Source organism: Rhizobium sp. Root1204 (genome assembly GCF_001424965.1).
In the GTDB taxonomy this organism is placed as follows: Bacteria; Pseudomonadota; Alphaproteobacteria; order Rhizobiales; family Rhizobiaceae; genus Pararhizobium.
The window spans coordinates 56,906-74,647 of sequence record NZ_LMCZ01000008.1; the positions used below are offsets into that span (position 1 = coordinate 56,906).

The window sequence follows — 17,742 nt, forward strand, 5'->3', positions numbered from 1 at the left end:
ATCATGATCATGAAAACTGGTGCATCACAGGGTCCCGGCACATCGGCCCGGGACGTTTTTGTCTAAACCGCTGAAGCCGCGCCTTGACGGCGCGGCATACGGATCACTTGGCCGCAGCGGTTTCCTGCTTCGGTGCGGTGCGGGTATCGACATCGACCACGACGCTCAAGCCGGCGCGAAGGCGGCCGCTGTCCAGCACCTCTTTCGGGAAGACAATGCGAACCGGAACGCGCTGGATCACCTTGGTGAAATTGCCCGTGGCATTTTCAGCCGGAAGCAACGAGAACACCGAGCCGGAAGCCGGCGAGATCGACTGCACGGTGCCGACGATCGGCGCTTCGTCGAAGGCATCCACATGGATGTTGACCTTCGAGCCTGGCACCATGTGAGCGATCTGCGTTTCCTTGAAGTTCGCATCGATATAGAGCTGCTCGGTCGGCACCAGGGCCGCCAGACGCTGACCCGCGGAAACGAGGTCGCCATCCTGAACGGACAGATTGCCGATGACACCGTCATAAGGCGCCTTCAGCACCGTGAAGCCGAGATCGCGCTGAGCCTTGTCGCGGGCCAGTTCGAGCGTCCGGATGGTGCTTTCGGCCTCGGCGCGCTGAGCAACCAAAACGGCGATGTTGGCGTTCGCCGTAGCGATCTGCGCATCGCCACCAATGAGATTGGCCTTGGCCTGATCGAGTGCCACCGTGGCATCATCGAGGGAGGCGACCGTACCGACTGCCTTTGACTGGAGGTCACTGGCACGCGCGAGCGTGATCTGGGCACCACGGACGGTCGCCTCAAGGGCGGTTTTCTGCGCTTCTGCCTGCTGCAGGCTGGCCTTTGCACCAGCGATCTGAGCGTCGAAGCGTTGCAGCGACAGTTTTTCCGTATCGATCTGCGCCTGCGCCTGATCGGCGGCAATGCGGTAATCTTCCTTGTCGAGCGTGATCAACGGATCGCCAGCCTTGACGTGCTGGTTGGCGATGACATTGACCTTTTCGATATAGCCGGACACCTTCGGCGAAATCGACGCGATATCGCCCTCAATATAGGCGTCGTCGGTCGAGATCATGAAGCGGCCGTTGGTCCACCAGTCGTAGCCATACCAGCCGCCGGCTGCCAAAGCAGCGATCACGATGACCGGAAACACCAGCTTGCGGCGCTTCGGCGCGGGCTGCTCAGCAACAGCCGCAACCTGAGGAGCCGCCTGCTGCTCGGCAGCGGGCTCCGTCACGTTCTTGGCTTCAGGAGCTTCGATCTGTTCGCCGGGCACCTTGAAATCATCGCCGACGGGGCGGACATGGGCAGCACCGGACTTGCTTGAAACTGACATATTGCACTACCAGCCATGATATGAGAAATTCGAACCGAACCGTTCAGTTCGATTTGACTTAATGCGAAACTACTCACATATCAAGTCAAATCGAACCAACCGGTTCGAAAAGTTAACAATGAGACAAAAATGTCCGAAGGTAACGACAAATTGGCAGAAACAACGGCTACCGCAGACTGTCCGGGTGAGGCCCTTTCCGGCCGCCGCGCCGCCGGCGAAGACCCAGCAAAGCGTGAACAGATCATCGAAGGCGCAAAGCGCGTTTTCATGAGCGTCGGCTTCGCCTCCGCCAGCATGAACGATATAACGCGGGAAGCCGGCGTTTCCAAAGGCACGATCTACGTCTACTTCCAGAACAAGGAAGACCTGTTTTCGGCGATCATCGAAAACGAGCGCGCGCTTTTTCTGGCAGCGGTTCGCACGGTTCTGGCCGCTCACGAGGATGTCGAAGCCGGGCTTTATAAATTTGGCGTCTCGTTCGTCACCCACGTGACCGATGAAAAGGTGATCAGCGCGATGCGTACCGTTCTGGGCGTCCGCGATCGCATGCCGGTTCTGTGTCAGCGGTTCTTCAAGGGGCCGGAAAACTTGCGAACGGTCCTGCAGGAATTCCTGGCACATCAGGTCGATATCGGCAGTGTCAAGATCGATGACCTCGATCTGGCGGCAGGCCAATTTCTGGATCTCGCCAGTGGCGGCTTCTTCAAGTTTCGCCTCTTCGGAACCATGGAGGCCCCACCGTCGCCAGAAGAAATCGACCGAGTCATTAGCGGCGCCGTTCGCGTCTTCATGGCCGCGTACGGAACCCGGGCAACAGCCTGATAGCCGTCAGCAATCGCGCAACCACGATCAAATGAAGCCGCCTGATCGGCATTAAGGTCATATCCGGTTTGCTGCGGGAGGTTGGATGAATGCGATTGGCAAGGCGCTGTGGTTTATCGAAAGCCATTACGCCGGGGATATTTCACTGGAAGATATCGCGGAGACGGCGGGGCTTTCCCGCTATCACCTGTCGCGTGTCTTTGGCCTGACGACAGGATTTTCGATCAGTGGTTATATCCGGGCGCGGCGCTTGAGCACCGCGGCTCTCTCCCTTGCCGAGGGCGCCTCCAGCATTCTCGCAGTCGCCCTTGATGCGGGTTACAGCTCGCATGAAGCCTTCACCCGTGCCTTTCGCGAGCATTTCGGCGTGACACCGGAAGAAGTTCGCAACAGAGGGCATGTTGGCGATCTCGATCTTATGGAGCCCCTTCGCATGAACACTGCACCCCTTCCAAGACTGGACGAGCCGCGATTTGAAACCACGCCAACCATGATGATGGCAGGCCTGCAGCAGACCTACAATTACGGCGCCAATGCTGGCATCCCCTCGCAATGGCAGCGGTTCAACGCCCATGACGGCGGCATTGCCGGCCAGATCGGGCGTGCCGCCTATGGCATCTGCACGCAGGAAGACGGACAGGATAGCAGCTTTCAGTACATGACCGCCGTCGAGGTTCGAGACACCGACGACCTGCCCGAAGGCTTTGAAACTCTGAAACTTCCCGCCCAGACCTATGCAATCTTCGCCCATCGCGGCCATATTTCCGGCATCCAGGCAACCTGCAACGCGATCTTTACCGAATGGCTGCCCGCATCCGGCTATAAGCATGCCGGACTTCCCGATCTGATGGAACGCTATGACGAGCGGTTTGACCCGAGAACGGGTATGGGGCTCACCGAAATCTGGCTTCCGGTGGCGAGTTAACGGTATCGCGCCGGTTTGCGCGCCCCTCGGCGCTTGCCTTGCCACCGTTTCCGCATACATAAGAAACAATCAATTAAACCCGCGTTGCCATCCGGCGGCGCGGGTTCCCGCATATGCACGCTGATTGCCGAGGAAGGAACCGCCCCCGATGCAGGATATTTTGCTCCTAATGCAAGATCCGACTGCCTGGATTGCCCTGATCACTCTGATCGTCATGGAAGTCGTGCTTGGCATCGACAACCTGATCTTCATCTCGATCCTGACCAACAAATTGCCGCCCGAACATCGGGAAAAGGCACGCAAGATCGGCATCGGCCTTGCCCTGCTGATGCGACTGGGCCTGCTTGGCACCATCGCGTGGATCGTCCAGCTGACGACCCCGGTCTTTACCGTGTTCGACCATCCATTCTCGTGGAAGGACATGATCCTGATTGCCGGCGGCCTGTTCCTCGTCTGGAAGGCCACCAAGGAAATCCACCACAATGTGGATCCAGCCGATCATGAGCAGGATTTCATCGCCAGCTCGGTGACAACGGGCTTTGGCGCCGCCATCGGCCAGATCCTGCTGCTCGACCTGGTTTTCTCGGTCGACAGCATCATCACTGCCGTCGGCATGACGCCGCATCTGCCGATCATGGTTATCGCCGTCGTTTTTGCCGTTACCGTCATGCTGGTCGCTTCCGGTCCGCTTGCCCGCTTCATCGAGAAGAACCCGACCATCGTCATGCTGGCGCTCGCGTTCCTTCTGATGATCGGCACGACGCTGATCGCCGAAGGCATGGGCCTGCATGTGCCGAAGGGTTACGTCTACGCCGCCATGGCCTTCTCAGCGCTCGTCGAGGTGCTCAACATGCTGTCGCGCAACAAGCGGCAGAAGGACAAGGCCGCAAAACACTGACCGGGTATTCGCCTGATTGACGACTCAACAGGGAGCGCACCATCCGGCTGCGCTCCCTTTTTTGTTTGCGGCTGGAAAGCGCCCATCAAAAAAGCCCCGGGACTGTTGTCCCGGGGCAATTCCATATGGGCATTCGAGGAACGAGGCCGAAGGGGTAAGAAGCTCGCCTGCCATTTCGTTGGCCGCGAAGAGAAACCGGAAAAATCTCCGCGTTCTCCATCTCCCTCTGGTCCGGTTGGCACGGCCCGCACTCCTCATCAAGGAAACGGGTCACGCCAACAATGGTTCCCTTTTTGCCGGTTACTTTTCCGCAATCACCTTGAGGTTTTGCAACCCTTGCGCAAAATCGCCACCGATCATCGTGTCCATATTGAAAAACAGACCCATCACTTTGGCGATCAGCGGGCTCGGTCCATCCATCGCCCAGGTCACAGTCGTGCCTTGCGTGGCGGGTGAAAGCGCGAAGGTAGCAACGTTATGGCCTTCGAAGGGACGGATGAAGTCAAGCTTGATCTGTACCTTGGTGGATGGTGTCGCTTCAGTGATTTCCATCCGGCCAGCGCCGACATTCTTGTTGCCATCCCAACTGTAAACCGCGCCCTGACCGCCTGTCGCGCCATCATAGGTGCGCTTCATGGCCGGGTCCTTCATTTCATAGGGTGACCAGGCCTGCCATTGCTTGAAGTCATTGATCAGCGGGAAAATCTTTTCAGGCGGGGCATTGATGGTGACACTACGCTCGACATGGAATGTGTCTGGCTTGGTGGATGCGAAGACGACCACGGCGAGCAGAAGCACGACGATGACGGCAAGAACAATCAGTAGAATTTTCAACATATTCAGGGTCCTGTTGTGTAAGGGAACAAGCGCCCCTGAAGCGCCCGTTGCGGGCTTCAGGGGCATGTTGGATAAAAAGAACTTCAGGCAGCGGCTGCGTCGTTGATAACGGCTGCAAGCTTTTCGAGGCTCTGGCTCCAGCCTTCCTCCATGCCGTCAAGGGCAGGCAGAACGGCTTCGGTTGCCTTCAACACCTCAGCATGCAGGGTCAGCACGGTCTTGCCGTCCTTTTCCGTAAACGTCACCGTATTCAGCGCCTCGAGCATGGGGATGCCGTCTTCGCCATCATAAGTGCTGGTAAACACCAGGCGCTCGTTCTCGACGATTTCCTTGAAGACGCCGTTTGACGGATACATCTGGCCGTCCGGCCCCTTCATATGGATACGAATGACACCGCCAGGTCTCAGATCGACCTCGCAGACCGGGTTGGTAAAATGGTGTGGCCCCCACCACTGGGACAGATGATACGGGTCCGTCCAGACCTTGTAGACCAGCGCTGCCGGGGCGTTGAATGTCCGGGTCAGGACAAGGTTGGCCTTATCGGCCGGAACCACGTCAGCTCTTGCGTTCATTTCCATCTCCCTCTTGAAGTTTTTGCAGGTAGAGATCGAGCCTGTCGAAACTCTCCTCCCAAAATTGCCGGTAGTTATCGAGCCAGGCGTTCAGGTCTTTCAGCGGCCCCGCCTCCAGTTTGCAGGGCCGCCACTGCGCCTCGCGACCGCGACTGATCAGCCCCGCCTTCTCCAGCACCTTCAGATGCTTGGAAACGGCAGGCAGGCTCATCGCGAACGGTTCGGCCAATTCATTGACGGACGCCTCCCCCAAAGCCAGCCGCGCCAGAATTGCCCGGCGCGTCGGATCGGCGAGCGCCGAAAGAGTTGTGCTGAGTTGGTCCTGGGTCATTTTATTTAGCCAATAAGTTAATTAACTTAAAGGTTAATTAGATCGATTTCACGCGGATGTCAACGGCCATTTGAAAAGTTCCCGGCCACAGCTGAAAACGCAGTTTTCCTTGACGCGCCCTTTTGAATATGGTCTCACCCCAGCCATATGGAATTTCCGGTATTTTCCGCCATTTCAGGCATCAGCCGGGCATTTCCTTCCCTTAAAAGCATGCGCCTTCACATCCGGACGTCTCCTTTCCGGCAGGAAGGCCGAAAGCACGTAAAGCACGGGCCAGGATCATGACAGACAGACCAGTCCGGGTGCGCATTGCACCTTCCCCCACCGGCGAACCCCATGTCGGCACCGCCTATATCGCGTTGTTCAACTACCTCTTCGCACAGAAGATGGGTGGCGAGTTCATCCTGCGTATCGAGGACACCGACGCGACCCGCTCGACCCCAGAATTCGAAACCAAGGTGCTGGACGCCCTGAAATGGTGCGGACTGAAATGGTCGGAAGGCCCGGATATCGGCGGCCCCTATGGCCCCTACCGCCAGAGCGACCGCAAGGACACCTACCTGCCCTTCGTCGAGAAGATCGTTGCCAACGGCCACGGTTTCCGCTGTTTCTGCACGCCCGAACGTCTGGCGGAAATGCGCGAGGCGCAGCGCGCCGCCGGCAAGCCGCCAAAGTATGACGGCCGCTGCCTGACACTTTCGGCAGAGGAAGTGACGACACGCATGGCTGCCGGCGAACCGACCGTCGTGCGCATGAAGATCCCTGCGGAAGGCTCCTGCAAGTTCGTCGATGGCGTCTATGGCGAAGTCGATATTCCGTGGGATGCAGTCGATATGCAGGTCCTGCTGAAAGCCGACGGCATGCCGACCTATCATATGGCCAATGTCGTCGACGACCATCTGATGAAGATCACCCATGTGGCGCGCGGCGAGGAATGGCTGTCCTCGGTCCCGAAGCACATCCTGATCTACCAGTATCTCGGTCTCGAGCCGCCGGTTTTCATGCATCTGTCGCTGATGCGCAACCATGACAAGTCGAAGCTGTCGAAGCGCAAGAACCCGACCTCGATCTCGTACTACACGGCACTCGGCTACCTGCCCGAAGCGCTGATGAACTTCCTCGGCCTGTTCTTCGTGCAGATCGCCGAAGGCGAGGAAATGCTGACCATGGAACAGCTAGCGGAGAAATTCGATCCGGCGAACCTCTCCAAGGCCGGCGCGATTTTCGACGTACAGAAACTGGATTGGCTGAATGGCCGCTGGCTGCGCGAAGGTTTGTCAGAAGACGAGTTCGCCGCCCGCGTGCTTTCCTGGGCGATGGAAAACGACCGTATCAAGCAGGGCCTCAAACTCTCGCAGTCGCGCATTTCCAAGCTGGGCGAACTGCCGGACCTGGCGGGCTTCCTGTTCAAGTCCGATCTGTCGCTTGACGCCGCATCCTTCGCCAAGGTCAAATCGAGCCCGGAAGAACTGGTCGAGATCTTCAACACGGTCCAGCCGGATCTGGAAAAGATCCTCGAATGGAACGTCGAGTCGATCGAAGCCGAGCTGCGTGCCATTGCCGACCGCATGGGCAAGAAGCTGAAAGTCATCGTGGCGCCGCTGTTCGTGGCGGTCTCGGGCTCCAGCCGCTCGCTGCCGCTGTTCGATTCAATGGCTATCCTCGGCCGCTCGGTCGTGCGCCAGCGCCTGAAGGTTGCAGGCCAGGTTGCCGCCTCGATGGCAGGCAGCGGCAAATAAAGACTGGCTCTTTCTTCTCCCCAGCGGGGAGAAGTGCCGAGCGAATGCGAGGCGATGAGGGGGTGGTGCGGCAGGCTGAGAAGTCTTTTGCTCCCCCTCATCCGGCCCTTCGGGCCACCTTCTCCCCGGTGGGGCGAAGAGGAAATGGCCTCGACCCCTAGTACCCTTGAGAACAAAGCCCCATAGAAGGCGAGCCCCATGACCGACAAGACCGAAACCGCCCTCTCCTCCGACGTCACCGAAGTGCGCGCCCAGAAGCTGAAAATGCTGCGCGAAAAGATCGGCGACGTCTATCCGGCGCATTTCCACCGCACGATCACCAATGCTGAGCTTGCGGCGAAATACGAGAACCTGGAAGCAGACGTGGTGACCGAAGATGTCGTCACGGTTGCCGGGCGCGTCTATTCCTCGCGCAATTCTGGCATGTTCATGGATATCCATGATGCCGGCGGCAAGATCCAGATTTTCTCCCACAAGGACACGACGCCGGAAGAAGCCCGGGCGATGCTGCCGATGATCGATCTCGGCGACATCATCGGCGTCACCGGCGTGGTGCGCCGCACCAAGCGCGGCGAACTCTCGATCAACGCGCAAGAAATCACTATGCTGACCAAGTCGCTGCTGCCGATGCCGGAGAAGTGGCATGGCCTGTCCGACATCGAGCAGCGCTATCGCAAGCGTCACCTCGACATCATGACCAACGAGGAGTCCAAGCTCCGCTTCCAGCAGCGTTCGAAGATCGTTTCCGGTATTCGCCGCTTCATGGAAGACGACGGTTTCATGGAAGTCGAAACGCCGATGTTGCATTCGGTCTACGGCGGCGCAACGGCCGAACCTTTCAAGACGCACCACAATACGCTGAAGCTCGACATGTATCTGCGCATCGCGCCGGAACTGTATTTGAAGCGCACGCTGGTGTCGGGCCTGACCGACAAGGTGTTCGAAATCAACCGCAACTTCCGCAACGAAGGCGTTTCCACAAGGCACAATCCTGAATTCACCATGATGGAATGCTACTGGGCCTATGCCGACTACGAGGACGTCATGGACCTCGTCGAGCGGCTGTTCTCCAAGCTCGCGATGTCGATCCATGGCACGACCGAATTCATGTTCGGCGACAAGGAAATCTCCTTCAAGGGGCCGTTCAAGCGCGTGCCTATGCCGGATGCCGTCAAGGAAGCGACCGGTATCGACTTCCTGGCGATGAAAACCGACGAGGAAGCCCGCGCTGCCGCCGAGGCTGCCGGTTTTGAAGTCGAGAAGGACGCGACCTGGGGCGAATGCCTGGCCTTCATTTTCGAAGAAAAGGTCGAAGGCACGCTGATCCAGCCGTCACACGTGACGCATTTCCCGAAGGATATCTCGCCCTTCGCCAAGGAAGTGCCGGGCGAACCACGCCTAGTCGAACGGTTCGAGACCTATTGCAACGCCTGGGAGCTGGGCAATGCGTTTTCGGAACTCAACGATCCGGAAGAGCAGCGCAGGCGTATGGTCGAGCAGCTCGAGCAGGCGCATGCCCGCGGTGAGAAGGACAAGCAGCTGGACGACGAATTCCTCGATGCGATCGACCAGGGCATGCCGCCCGCAGGCGGTCTCGGCATCGGTGTCGATCGCCTGATCATGCTGCTCACCAACGCGCCGTCGATCCGCGACATCATCCTCTTCCCGGCCCGCCGCAACAAGGCGGACTGAGACAACGCTAGGGACGCGCCATTCGCTAAACCGGATGGCGCGTTCTTGTCAGCCGACGGAACTTTTCAGGCTCCTGCGCGTCTATGTCCGCAGAATCTGAAAAGGACCCCCTCCATGCTGAAATGGGCGCTCATCTTCCTGGTCATCTCGCTGATTACCGGTTTTCTCGGTTTTTCAGGCGTTTCGGCCGCAACCGCGACGATCGCGCGCGTGCTGTTCGCCATCGCCGTGATCATCTTCCTGATTTTCGTGGTTCTCGCCGTCATTGCCGGCAACGCCATCGTCTGATCCGGATGGCCGGCAGCGCGCTGTTTGAAAGCCCGTCAGTGCCCTGCAGGTTCTTCTGCTGGGCGTTCGGCGGGTTTTTCCATCGCGGATTCCAATGGCTTTTCGCCATCTCCGCCGAGCACCATGGCCAGCATGGAGCCGAAGAAACCTTTTTCCTCAGGCTTTACCGCGCCCTGCTCCGCCGTAGCCTCGGCGTCATGTTCCGGCGCGGCTCCTTCCTCGGCATGCGTAGCAGGCGCCTCGCCACTCTCTGCTTCCTCTCCGTGCGCAGCAGCCGGCGCTTCACCGTGGTCGCCGCTCTTTGATCCGGCAGCCCCAGGCACTGCCGCAGCAGCGGCCGCGACCGGATCGAAACAATCCGACTTGTCGTCCATTGCCGTCAACGTGGTCTTGATGTCGTCGGTCGAGAGAGCCACTTCGGCACCATAGAACAGACCGACGGTGTTTGCCTTCGCCTCCGTATAACGGGCCGTAAATGGCGTGCTCATTCCCGGCAGCTTGGATGGATCAGGCGCGAAAAGGACCTGGGCGCCGATGGCCGCGCCGCGCCGATCGGCACGATCTGACGGTCCGGCGGAATCAAGCACAACTACCTGATAGAGATCGGCCTGCTCTTCCTTGGCCAACAGGCCGGTAATGCGCAATGCAGTGCGGACACGATCGACACCGCCTGCAGATTCCGTGCTCACATATTTGCGAATCCAACGTTGGCCATTGCGGCGCATCTTCAGGGTTTCGATCGTGGTGCAGGCCAGGCCCGAAGTTGAGGGCTTTTGCGGTCCGGCCATGCCGAGAAAGGTTTCCTTGCCGGAATAGACGGCATAGGCGCCGGACGCACCCGACAGCACGAGAATGCCGGTAATGAGGAACATCACCTTGCGGGGGAGACGTATCTTTTTAAAGACCGACTTCACGTACGCTGTTCCGTCATCAGCTTGAAACTCCCTTGCCTGCCACCGCGCGTCTGCGCGGATGCAGGAACGGCCCCACCTATTGATTGAGCCCCCATCCTATCGCGGCGACGTTTCGGAAAGTTTAAGCCTGCTGGCCCTATTTCGCGGCAGGATACGGATTTGCCTTGTTTTGGCACTCCACCTCCCATGGCCCGGAAAATGGGTTGCTCTTGGCCGCCGCACCGCTAAAAGTGACACAACGCTGGACGTCACCCCTTTCAGCAAGCTGCGGCCGGCTTTCAAAACAAAGAAAAGAACACATCATGCATAAGGTAATTTTTGATACGGATCCCGGCGTCGACGATGCGATGGCCCTGTTGTTCCTGCATAATCACCCGGATATCGACCTGATCGGCATCACCTCCGTTTTCGGTAATGCCTCGATCGAAACGACGACTCGCAACGCGCTCTATCTGAAGCAGCAATGGGATATTGCAGCGCCTGTTGCCAAAGGGCTTGGCGAAACGCTCGACCCGTCCCGGCCCCATGTTGGCTGGCCAACCTTCATCCACGGCGATGATGGTCTCGGCAATATCGGGGTTCCAGAAACGGTCGATCTGGCCTGCGATCCGCGTCCGGCCCATCGCTTCATCATCGACATGGTACGCGCCAATCCCGGCGAGGTAACGCTTGTTGCCGTCGGCCGAATGACCAATCTGGCGCTCGCCTTGCGCGACGATCCAGATATCGCCGTTCTGGTCAAGGAAGTCGTCATCATGGGTGGTGCCTTCGACATGCGCGGCAACATCACACCGGCTGCCGAAGCCAATATCCATGGCGATCCGGAAGCCGCCGACGTGGTGATGACAGCCCCATGGCCGGTGGTCGTCGTCGGGCTTGATGTAACCGAGAAGACCGTCATGACTCGTGGGCGGTTGGAAGCTATTGCTGCGACCGGCGGCAAGCGCGCCAAGCTCCTGTCGGACATTTCGCAGTTCTATATCGATTTCTACGAACAGCATGTCGATGACGGTATGGTCGTGCATGACAGCTGCGCCTGTGTCTATGTCGTGGCGCCGGAACTCTTCACCCTGCGCAGCGGTGCGATCCGCGTCGTTTGCGGCGGCATTGCCGATGGCCAGACCATCCAGAAGGCCGACGATCATATTTTCCCGCCAAGCGACTGGGACAACCTGCCAAGCCAGAACATCTGCATCGGCGTCGATGCCGAGGGCGTGCTTGATCTGATTTCCAAGACACTCGGCCACAACCCGGTAGCCTGATTTCGAAAAATTCGCTGCGATAGCTGGCAGTCGTGCAATTGCCAGCTATCTTCGTCTGCATGAAACCGGAAACGCTGCTCTATCCGACGCCCAAGGGTCTCTTTTGCGAGAAGGGCGGCTTCTATATCGATCCCGTCCAGCCTGTCGAACGGGCGTTGATCACCCACGGTCACGCCGATCATGCGCGCGCCGGCCACACACATGTGATGGCGACGCGCGAGACGCTGGAGATCATGCGTATCCGCTATGGCGACACATTCTGCGTCAGTACGCAGGAAGCCGTCCTCGGTACCCGCACGACGATCGGCGATGTCACCGTCAGCTTTCATCCGGCCGGTCACGTGCTCGGGTCGGCACAGATCGCCGTTGAAGCAGGTGGCATGCGCATCGTCGTCTCAGGCGACTACAAGCGCCGCCGCGACCCGACCTGCCTCTCCTTCGAGCCGGTCCCATGCGATGTCTTCATCACCGAAGCAACTTTCGGCCTGCCGGTGTTTCACCACCCGGATGACCGTGGCGAGATTGCCAAGCTGTTGACCTCGCTCAAACAATTTCCCGAGCGTGCCCATCTGGTCGGCGCCTATGCTCTCGGCAAGGCGCAGCGGATCATCATGCTTCTGCGCGAAGCGGGTTACGACGCACCGATCTTCATTCACGGCGCCTTAGCAAGGCTCTGCGATTATTATGAAAGCGAAGGTATCCAACTGGGGGATCTCCGGCCGGCCACGATCGATGCGAAAGACAAACAGTCCTTCGCCGGTGCCGTTGTCGTCGGCCCGCCCTCGGCCTTTGCCGACAAATGGGCCAGGCGCTTTCCCGATCCCATGCCCATCTTCGCGTCCGGCTGGATGCTGGTGCGGCAACGCGCCAAGCAGCGCGGCGTCGAACTGCCGATGATCATGTCGGATCACTGCGATTGGCCGGAACTGACCGCGACAATCAACGAGATCAAGCCAGCCGAGGTCTGGGTGACGCACGGCCGCGAAGAGGCCCTTGTCCGTTGGTGCGAGTTGCAGGGTATCGCCGCCCGGCCGCTGCATCTGGTCGGCTACGACGACGAAGGAGAATAGCCGGTGCGTCCCTTCGCAGAACTGCTCGACCGCCTGGTTCTCACGCCACAACGCAACGCCAAGATCAAGCTGATGGCGGATTATTTCCGCGACGCACCGGATCCCGACCGCGGCTATGCGCTCGCCGTCATCGCCGGCACGCTGACCTTGAAGGCCGTGAAACCGAACGTGCTGCGGCAACTGGTACTGGAGCGCATGGACGAGGTGCTGTTCCGCTATTCCTATGATTATGTCGGCGACCTCGCCGAAACGATCTCGCTCGTCTGGGAACCGCCAGCCACAGGAAAGCCAGCATCCAGCGACCTATCGCTTGGCACAGTCATGCATCAGCTGGAAACGGCCGGCCGAGCCAATGTGCATGGCCTCGTGCGCGATCTGCTTGATCAACTCGAAGGGTCAAGCCGGTTTGCCTTCCTCAAGCTCATCACCGGCGGCCTGCGCATCGGCGTCTCGGCACGGCTGGTGAAGCAGGCCCTCGCCGACATGGGCAATGTCGATATCACCGAGATCGAAACGCTCTGGCATGGCCTGTCCCCGCCCTATGTGTCGCTGTTCCAATGGCTCGACGGAAAGACCGACAAGCCCAAACTGGATATGCCCGCGGTTTTCCATGCCGTGATGCTCGCAACACCGGTTGGAGACAATGATCTGGCTTCACTCGACCCGAAGGATTTTGCCGCCGAATGGAAATGGGACGGCATCCGCGTCCAGCTTGCCAATCTGGCCGGGACGCGGCGGCTCTATTCACGCAGCGGCGACGACATTTCCAGTGCCTTTCCGGATATTCTTGAGGCTGCGGATTTCGAGGGTATCATCGATGGCGAGCTTCTTGTCGGCGGCACCATGCGCACCAACCGCGCAACGCGGACATTCTCCGATCTGCAGCAACGATTGAACCGCAAGACCGTGACACGAAAAATGCTGGAAGACTATCCGGCCTTCATTCGCGGTTACGACCTGTTGTTTTCCGGGTCGCGCGATATGCGTCCGGAAAGCTTTTTGACCCGGCGCGCAGCACTTTCGGCCCTGATCGAAAAGGCCGCCCCCTCGCATTTCGATCTCTCGCCGCTCGTCCCGTTTTCGAGCTGGGAGGAACTCGATCGCCTACGCAAGGAGCCGCCGGATCCGGTGATCGAGGGCATCATGCTGAAACGCCTGGATTCGTCCTATACGTCTGGACGCTCGAAGGGGCCTTGGTTCAAGTGGAAACGCGAGCCCTATAATATCGACGCGGTGCTGATGTATGCCCAGCGCGGCCACGGCAAACGGTCCAGCTACTATTCCGACTTCACCTTCGGAGTCTGGACGGAGAGTGAAGGCAAGGATGTTCTGGTGCCCGTTGGCAAGGCCTATTTCGGTTTCACCGATGCAGAGCTTGAGGTGCTGGACCGCTACGTGCGCAATAACACTATCGAGCGCTTCGGCCCGGTGCGGTCGATCCGGGCGGAGCCAGATCACGGCTTCGTTGTCGAGGTCGCATTTGAGGGTATCAATTTCTCCAGCAGGCACAAGTCCGGTGTTGCCATGCGCTTCCCGCGCATCTCGCGGCTGCGAACCGACAAACTGCCGCGCGATGCTGACCGGTTGGAGACATTGCTGGCAATGATTGGCACTCCTGAAATCAATGTGGCAAGCCCTGCGGAACCAATCTAGAAGACGGTTGTTAAACAGGCATCCGACCGAAGGAGTAAGTCGATGCCCGCAAAATCCCAAGCCCAGCAAAAAGCCGCCGGTGTCGCATTGTCCGCCAAGCGCGGCGACATGAAAAAATCCGAACTCCAGGGCGCTTCCAAGAGCATGGAAAAATCCATGTCGGAAAAAGAGCTGAAAGAGCTTGCGGAAACCGACCGCAAGAACCTGCCAAAAAGGAAAAAATCCGAATAGAACGCTAGAATTGACGGGGCCTCGAAGCACATCTTGTTAAGACGCCTTTGCGACAATCCGGTCCAATTGCTGTCGAATAGTGAACAGCATTGGAGATCACGTGTTTTCGGGACTGTCGAATGCGCTCAGAAAGTCAACAATAGTTCGGTTTCTCAAACCGAACTACATGCCGACCTACGTCGCGTTGATGGTGGTGATCGCAACCGGCCTGTTTGCTGAACAGCAGAACCGCGCAGTTCATGCGGCAAAGATGCGGGAGGCGGTTATTGCGGAGCTCAACCCGATCCGCTCGAAGCTCGAAGCCAACATCAATGGCGACATTCAACTCGTGCGTGGATTGATCGCTGCGATCTCCACGGAACCGGGCATGAACCAGAAACGGTTCTCCGAACTGGCGCGCAACATCTTCAATGAGCGTTCGCGCTTGCGCAACATCGCGGCCGCCCCCAACCTGATCGTCTCCCTCGTTTACCCACTCGAAGGCAACGAGAAGGCCCTCGGCCTCGACTACCGCAAGAACAGCAATCAGCGCGCCGCAGCGCTCAAGGTTCGTGAGCTGGGCAAGATGGTTCTTGCTGGCCCCCTGGATCTTGTGCAGGGCGGTCAAGGCCTGATCGGCCGCTTTCCTGTGGCCATCTCATATGGCGGCGCCTCGAACCGCTACTGGGGTGTCGTCTCCGCAGTCATCGACGTGGAGCGGCTCTATCAGGACAGCGGGCTTCTTTCAGCCGCACTTGATATAGACGTGGCGATTTCCGGCCGCGACGGCTTGGGTGAAGATGGCGCCTTGTTTTTCGGCAATAGCGCGGTCAAGGCAGCCGACCCTGTCGAAGTAAGCCTGTTTCTGCCGGGTGGATCCTGGATGATCAGTGCAGTGCCAAAAGGGGGGTGGGTCGATACCCCTCCGAACGCCTGGTTCATCCGCACCCTCATCCTTATCGGCGGCCTCTTCATCCTCGTGCCGATGTTCATCAGCGGGCGGCTGATCGAGGAACGCAAACGTAATATCCAGGTCCTTCAAAACAACAAGGATCAGCTCCAGGAACTGTCCCACCGGTTGAAGATTGCGCTCGATGCCTCACAGATCGGCATCTGGGAGCTCGACATCGCCTCCGGTAAACTTCTCTGGGACGACCGCATGAAGGAATTGTACGGTCTGCGGCAGAACGCCAGTGAAGTCTACGAGGATTGGCGGGACGCCCTGCATCCGGATGATCTGCAGCGCGCCGAACAGGAATTCAGCAATGCCCTGCACCACGGTGCGAGCTACGTTTCGCAATTTCGCATCCGCCTTCCGGGCAGCCGCGTCAGGCATATCCGGACGGTCGGCTCCACCTATATTGGCGCTGGCGGCAATGAGAAGATCGTCGGCGTCAACTGGGATGTAACCACCGACGTCGAAAAGACCGAGCGGCTTGAAGCCGCCAAAGGACAAGCCGAAGCCCACAGTGCCGAACTGGAAGCAGCCCGGCACCGGATGGAATTCAATGCTCTGCACGATCCACTGACAGCGCTGCCGAACCGCCGATACCTTGACGAAATTCTGGCAAAAAAACACGCCGACGAGACGAGACCGGGTCTCGCCAGCATCTTCCATATCGATCTCGATCGGTTCAAGGAAATCAACGACACGCTCGGCCATGCGGCTGGCGACGAAATCCTCAAGCATGCAGCCCAGATCCTTCGCGCCAACACCAGCGGCGACGATTTCGTTGGCCGCATCGGTGGAGACGAGTTCGTCATCATTTCACGCCAGACCGGGATAGAGGCTCATGAAGCTGAGCTCGCCCAACGGATCATCGATGCGATGAGCATACCGGTCCGATACAAGGAACAGGAATGCCGTATAGGCGTCAGCATCGGCATTGCCCATCAGGCAAGGCAAGAGGAGGAACTGAGCCAGGTTCTGGTCAACGCCGATATCGCGCTTTACGAAGCAAAGCGCCGCGGCCGCAACCGCTATGAGTTCTTCACGCATTCCCTGAAGACGGCTGTTTTCAAGACGAAACAGACGGCAGATGAAATCCTGCGCGGTCTCGAGCAGAATGAGTTCATCGCGCATTTCCAGCCGCAGTTCTGTCCGAACACTCTGGATATCATCGGGGTCGAAGCGCTGGCCCGCTGGGACCACCCTACCAAGGGACTGCTGGCGCCATACGCCTTTCTGAAGACGGCCGAAGACATCAATGTGCTTTCGGAGATCGACCAGCGTATCCTTGAGCAGGCGCTGTTCCAGTCGATGCGGTGGGAAGCCAGCGGCATCCATATCCCGAAAGTGTCCGTCAATCTTTCCTATCATCGCCTGCATGATGAAAAGCTGATCGATCGCCTCAATCAGATGGCTATTCCGCACGGTAAGATCTCGTTCGAACTGCTGGAGTCCATCTCGTTCGACGAAAGCGACATGACCGTGCTTTCCAATATCGAGCAGATCAAAAATCTCGGCATCGATATCGAAATAGACGACTTCGGCACCGGATATGCCTCCATTGTCAGCCTTTTGAAGCTCACCCCGCGCCGCCTCAAGATCGACAGGCAGCTGGTGATCCCGATCCTGACCTCGACCACACAGCGCCAGCTGGTGGCCTCAATCATCGACATCGGCATATCGCTCGGTATCGACGTCATCGCCGAGGGCGTCGAAACCATGGAGCATGCCCGAATTCTGAAGGATCTGGGGTGTCACGGGCTGCAAGGCTATGCCTTCGCCAGACCGATGAGCGCGACAGACCTCGCAAACTTTGCCCGCGAGCGCCGATGGCTGGCGGCTTAACTCAGGAAAGCACCGTGCCGCATCATGCGCATGACACCTGCCTTCTCGTGAGACACGCTTGGTTCGCCGGTTCATCACCGGATTTCTCATGTCCGCCCGCATTGGCCCGTGGGCCACGCACGCTGGAAACAATTCGACACGCCACCGACAAACGTCAGACATGCACACCCTTTAAGGGTCAGCAAATTGTTAACATTCACGCAGGCACACTGCTGGAATCAGCGTGATTCGCACGGGCAATTTTTTGTCAGGCGCCCTTGAAATCACAGCTACAACGTCCAAGCCGTGGCACTTAGGAAACACCAAAGCTGGGGAAAGTCCATTTCAGGGCCATCTTTGCAATTGTTCCCTCGCATGCGGCGCGGAAAATGTTAAAGACGAAAAGTATGAATCGTTTATTACCGACCC

General features: G+C 58.6%; 16 protein-coding genes. 11 read left to right on the plus strand and 5 right to left on the minus strand.

All coding sequences use genetic code 11. The annotated features are described in order from the left end of the window. Positions 1 to 103: 103 nt before the first annotated feature. Entirely contained in the window at positions 104 to 1,327 is a 1,224-nt protein-coding gene (locus tag ASC96_RS10740) for an HlyD family secretion protein (RefSeq protein ID WP_060503038.1), read from the minus strand. Positions 1,328 to 1,456: 129 nt separating this feature from the next. Here ASC96_RS10740 and ASC96_RS10745 point away from each other — a divergent pair, with 129 nt between their 5' ends. From ASC96_RS10745 to ASC96_RS10755, 3 genes are all read left to right on the plus strand, one after another. Next, entirely contained in the window at positions 1,457 to 2,149 is a 693-nt protein-coding gene (locus tag ASC96_RS10745; RefSeq protein WP_082512012.1) for a TetR/AcrR family transcriptional regulator, read from the plus strand. 85 nt (positions 2,150 to 2,234) lie between these two features. Next, on the plus strand, positions 2,235 to 3,074 hold the full coding sequence (locus tag ASC96_RS10750) for an AraC family transcriptional regulator (protein ID WP_060503039.1): 840 nt from the start codon (positions 2,235 to 2,237) through the stop codon (positions 3,072 to 3,074). Between the two features lie 148 nt (positions 3,075 to 3,222). Continuing rightward, on the plus strand, positions 3,223 to 3,972 hold the full coding sequence (locus tag ASC96_RS10755; RefSeq protein WP_060503040.1) for a TerC family protein: 750 nt from the start codon (positions 3,223 to 3,225) through the stop codon (positions 3,970 to 3,972). Between the two features lie 300 nt (positions 3,973 to 4,272). Here ASC96_RS10755 and ASC96_RS10760 read toward each other — a convergent pair whose 3' ends face one another. The 3 genes from ASC96_RS10760 to ASC96_RS10770 form a co-directional block, all read right to left on the minus strand. Beyond that, positions 4,273 to 4,809 (minus strand): SRPBCC family protein, encoded by a 537-nt coding sequence (locus ASC96_RS10760; protein WP_060503041.1) that lies wholly within the window; start codon positions 4,807 to 4,809, stop codon positions 4,273 to 4,275. 83 nt (positions 4,810 to 4,892) lie between these two features. Next, positions 4,893 to 5,381: an SRPBCC domain-containing protein gene (locus tag ASC96_RS10765; protein WP_060503042.1), complete on the minus strand. Its 489-nt coding sequence runs from the start codon at positions 5,379 to 5,381 to the stop codon at positions 4,893 to 4,895. Then, a complete protein-coding gene (locus ASC96_RS10770) occupies positions 5,365 to 5,712 on the minus strand; it encodes a metalloregulator ArsR/SmtB family transcription factor (RefSeq protein WP_060503043.1) in 348 nt (115 codons plus the stop codon). Before ASC96_RS10770 ends, ASC96_RS10765 begins: the two co-directional genes overlap by 17 nt. A gap of 281 nt (positions 5,713 to 5,993) precedes the next feature. Between ASC96_RS10770 and gltX the strand changes: the two genes are divergently transcribed. The 3 genes from gltX to ASC96_RS31595 all read left to right on the plus strand — a co-directional run bounded on the left by gltX (position 5,994) and on the right by ASC96_RS31595 (position 9,431). Further along, positions 5,994 to 7,451 (plus strand): glutamate--tRNA ligase, encoded by a 1,458-nt coding sequence (gene gltX / locus ASC96_RS10775; RefSeq protein WP_060503044.1) that lies wholly within the window; start codon positions 5,994 to 5,996, stop codon positions 7,449 to 7,451. Positions 7,452 to 7,649: 198 nt separating this feature from the next. Further along, on the plus strand, positions 7,650 to 9,143 hold the full coding sequence (gene lysS, locus ASC96_RS10780; protein ID WP_060503045.1) for a lysine--tRNA ligase: 1,494 nt from the start codon (positions 7,650 to 7,652) through the stop codon (positions 9,141 to 9,143). A gap of 114 nt (positions 9,144 to 9,257) precedes the next feature. Continuing rightward, complete coding sequence (locus ASC96_RS31595; protein ID WP_037100293.1) at positions 9,258 to 9,431, plus strand: DUF1328 domain-containing protein; 174 nt, start codon at positions 9,258 to 9,260, stop codon at positions 9,429 to 9,431. Positions 9,432 to 9,466: 35 nt separating this feature from the next. Here the strand turns inward: ASC96_RS31595 and ASC96_RS10785 are convergent, their stop codons facing one another. Next, the gene (locus tag ASC96_RS10785) at positions 9,467 to 10,345 is read right to left on the minus strand and encodes a hypothetical protein (protein WP_244481983.1); all 879 of its coding nucleotides are present in this window, start codon (positions 10,343 to 10,345) and stop codon (positions 9,467 to 9,469) included. 302 nt (positions 10,346 to 10,647) lie between these two features. Between ASC96_RS10785 and ASC96_RS10790 the strand changes: the two genes are divergently transcribed. The 5 genes from ASC96_RS10790 (at position 10,648) to ASC96_RS10810 (ending at position 17,334) form a co-directional block, all read left to right on the plus strand. Next, entirely contained in the window at positions 10,648 to 11,607 is a 960-nt protein-coding gene (locus ASC96_RS10790; RefSeq protein ID WP_060503046.1) for a nucleoside hydrolase, read from the plus strand. A gap of 59 nt (positions 11,608 to 11,666) precedes the next feature. Beyond that, complete coding sequence (locus ASC96_RS10795) at positions 11,667 to 12,677, plus strand: ligase-associated DNA damage response exonuclease (RefSeq protein ID WP_060503047.1); 1,011 nt, start codon at positions 11,667 to 11,669, stop codon at positions 12,675 to 12,677. 3 nt (positions 12,678 to 12,680) lie between these two features. After that, positions 12,681 to 14,330, plus strand: coding sequence for a cisplatin damage response ATP-dependent DNA ligase (locus ASC96_RS10800; RefSeq protein ID WP_060503048.1), 1,650 nt, complete (start codon positions 12,681 to 12,683; stop codon positions 14,328 to 14,330). 42 nt (positions 14,331 to 14,372) lie between these two features. Continuing rightward, positions 14,373 to 14,561, plus strand: a complete 189-nt coding sequence (locus ASC96_RS10805; protein WP_060503049.1) for a DUF3008 family protein — start codon at positions 14,373 to 14,375, stop codon at positions 14,559 to 14,561. A 166-nt stretch (positions 14,562 to 14,727) separates the two neighbouring features. Next, positions 14,728 to 17,334 (plus strand): EAL domain-containing protein, encoded by a 2,607-nt coding sequence (locus ASC96_RS10810; protein WP_060503050.1) that lies wholly within the window; start codon positions 14,728 to 14,730, stop codon positions 17,332 to 17,334. Positions 17,335 to 17,742: the final 408 nt, after the last annotated feature.

Bases quoted from the DNA above. Each gene is read 5' to 3' on its own strand.
- ASC96_RS10740 (WP_060503038.1), bottom strand. From the start codon at position 1,327: ATGTCAGTTTCAAGCAAGTCCGGTGCTGCCCATGTCCGCCCCGTCGGC.
- ASC96_RS10745 (WP_082512012.1), top strand. From the start codon at position 1,457: ATGTCCGAAGGTAACGACAAATTGGCAGAAACAACGGCTACCGCAGAC.
- ASC96_RS10750 (WP_060503039.1), top strand. From the start codon at position 2,235: ATGAATGCGATTGGCAAGGCGCTGTGGTTTATCGAAAGCCATTACGCC.
- ASC96_RS10755 (WP_060503040.1), top strand. From the start codon at position 3,223: ATGCAGGATATTTTGCTCCTAATGCAAGATCCGACTGCCTGGATTGCC.
- ASC96_RS10760 (WP_060503041.1), bottom strand. From the start codon at position 4,809: ATGTTGAAAATTCTACTGATTGTTCTTGCCGTCATCGTCGTGCTTCTG.
- ASC96_RS10765 (WP_060503042.1), bottom strand. From the start codon at position 5,381: ATGAACGCAAGAGCTGACGTGGTTCCGGCCGATAAGGCCAACCTTGTC.
- ASC96_RS10770 (WP_060503043.1), bottom strand. From the start codon at position 5,712: ATGACCCAGGACCAACTCAGCACAACTCTTTCGGCGCTCGCCGATCCG.
- gltX (WP_060503044.1), top strand. From the start codon at position 5,994: ATGACAGACAGACCAGTCCGGGTGCGCATTGCACCTTCCCCCACCGGC.
- lysS (WP_060503045.1), top strand. From the start codon at position 7,650: ATGACCGACAAGACCGAAACCGCCCTCTCCTCCGACGTCACCGAAGTG.
- ASC96_RS31595 (WP_037100293.1), top strand. From the start codon at position 9,258: ATGCTGAAATGGGCGCTCATCTTCCTGGTCATCTCGCTGATTACCGGT.
- ASC96_RS10790 (WP_060503046.1), top strand. From the start codon at position 10,648: ATGCATAAGGTAATTTTTGATACGGATCCCGGCGTCGACGATGCGATG.
- ASC96_RS10795 (WP_060503047.1), top strand. From the start codon at position 11,667: ATGAAACCGGAAACGCTGCTCTATCCGACGCCCAAGGGTCTCTTTTGC.
- ASC96_RS10805 (WP_060503049.1), top strand. From the start codon at position 14,373: ATGCCCGCAAAATCCCAAGCCCAGCAAAAAGCCGCCGGTGTCGCATTG.
- ASC96_RS10810 (WP_060503050.1), top strand. From the start codon at position 14,728: ATGCCGACCTACGTCGCGTTGATGGTGGTGATCGCAACCGGCCTGTTT.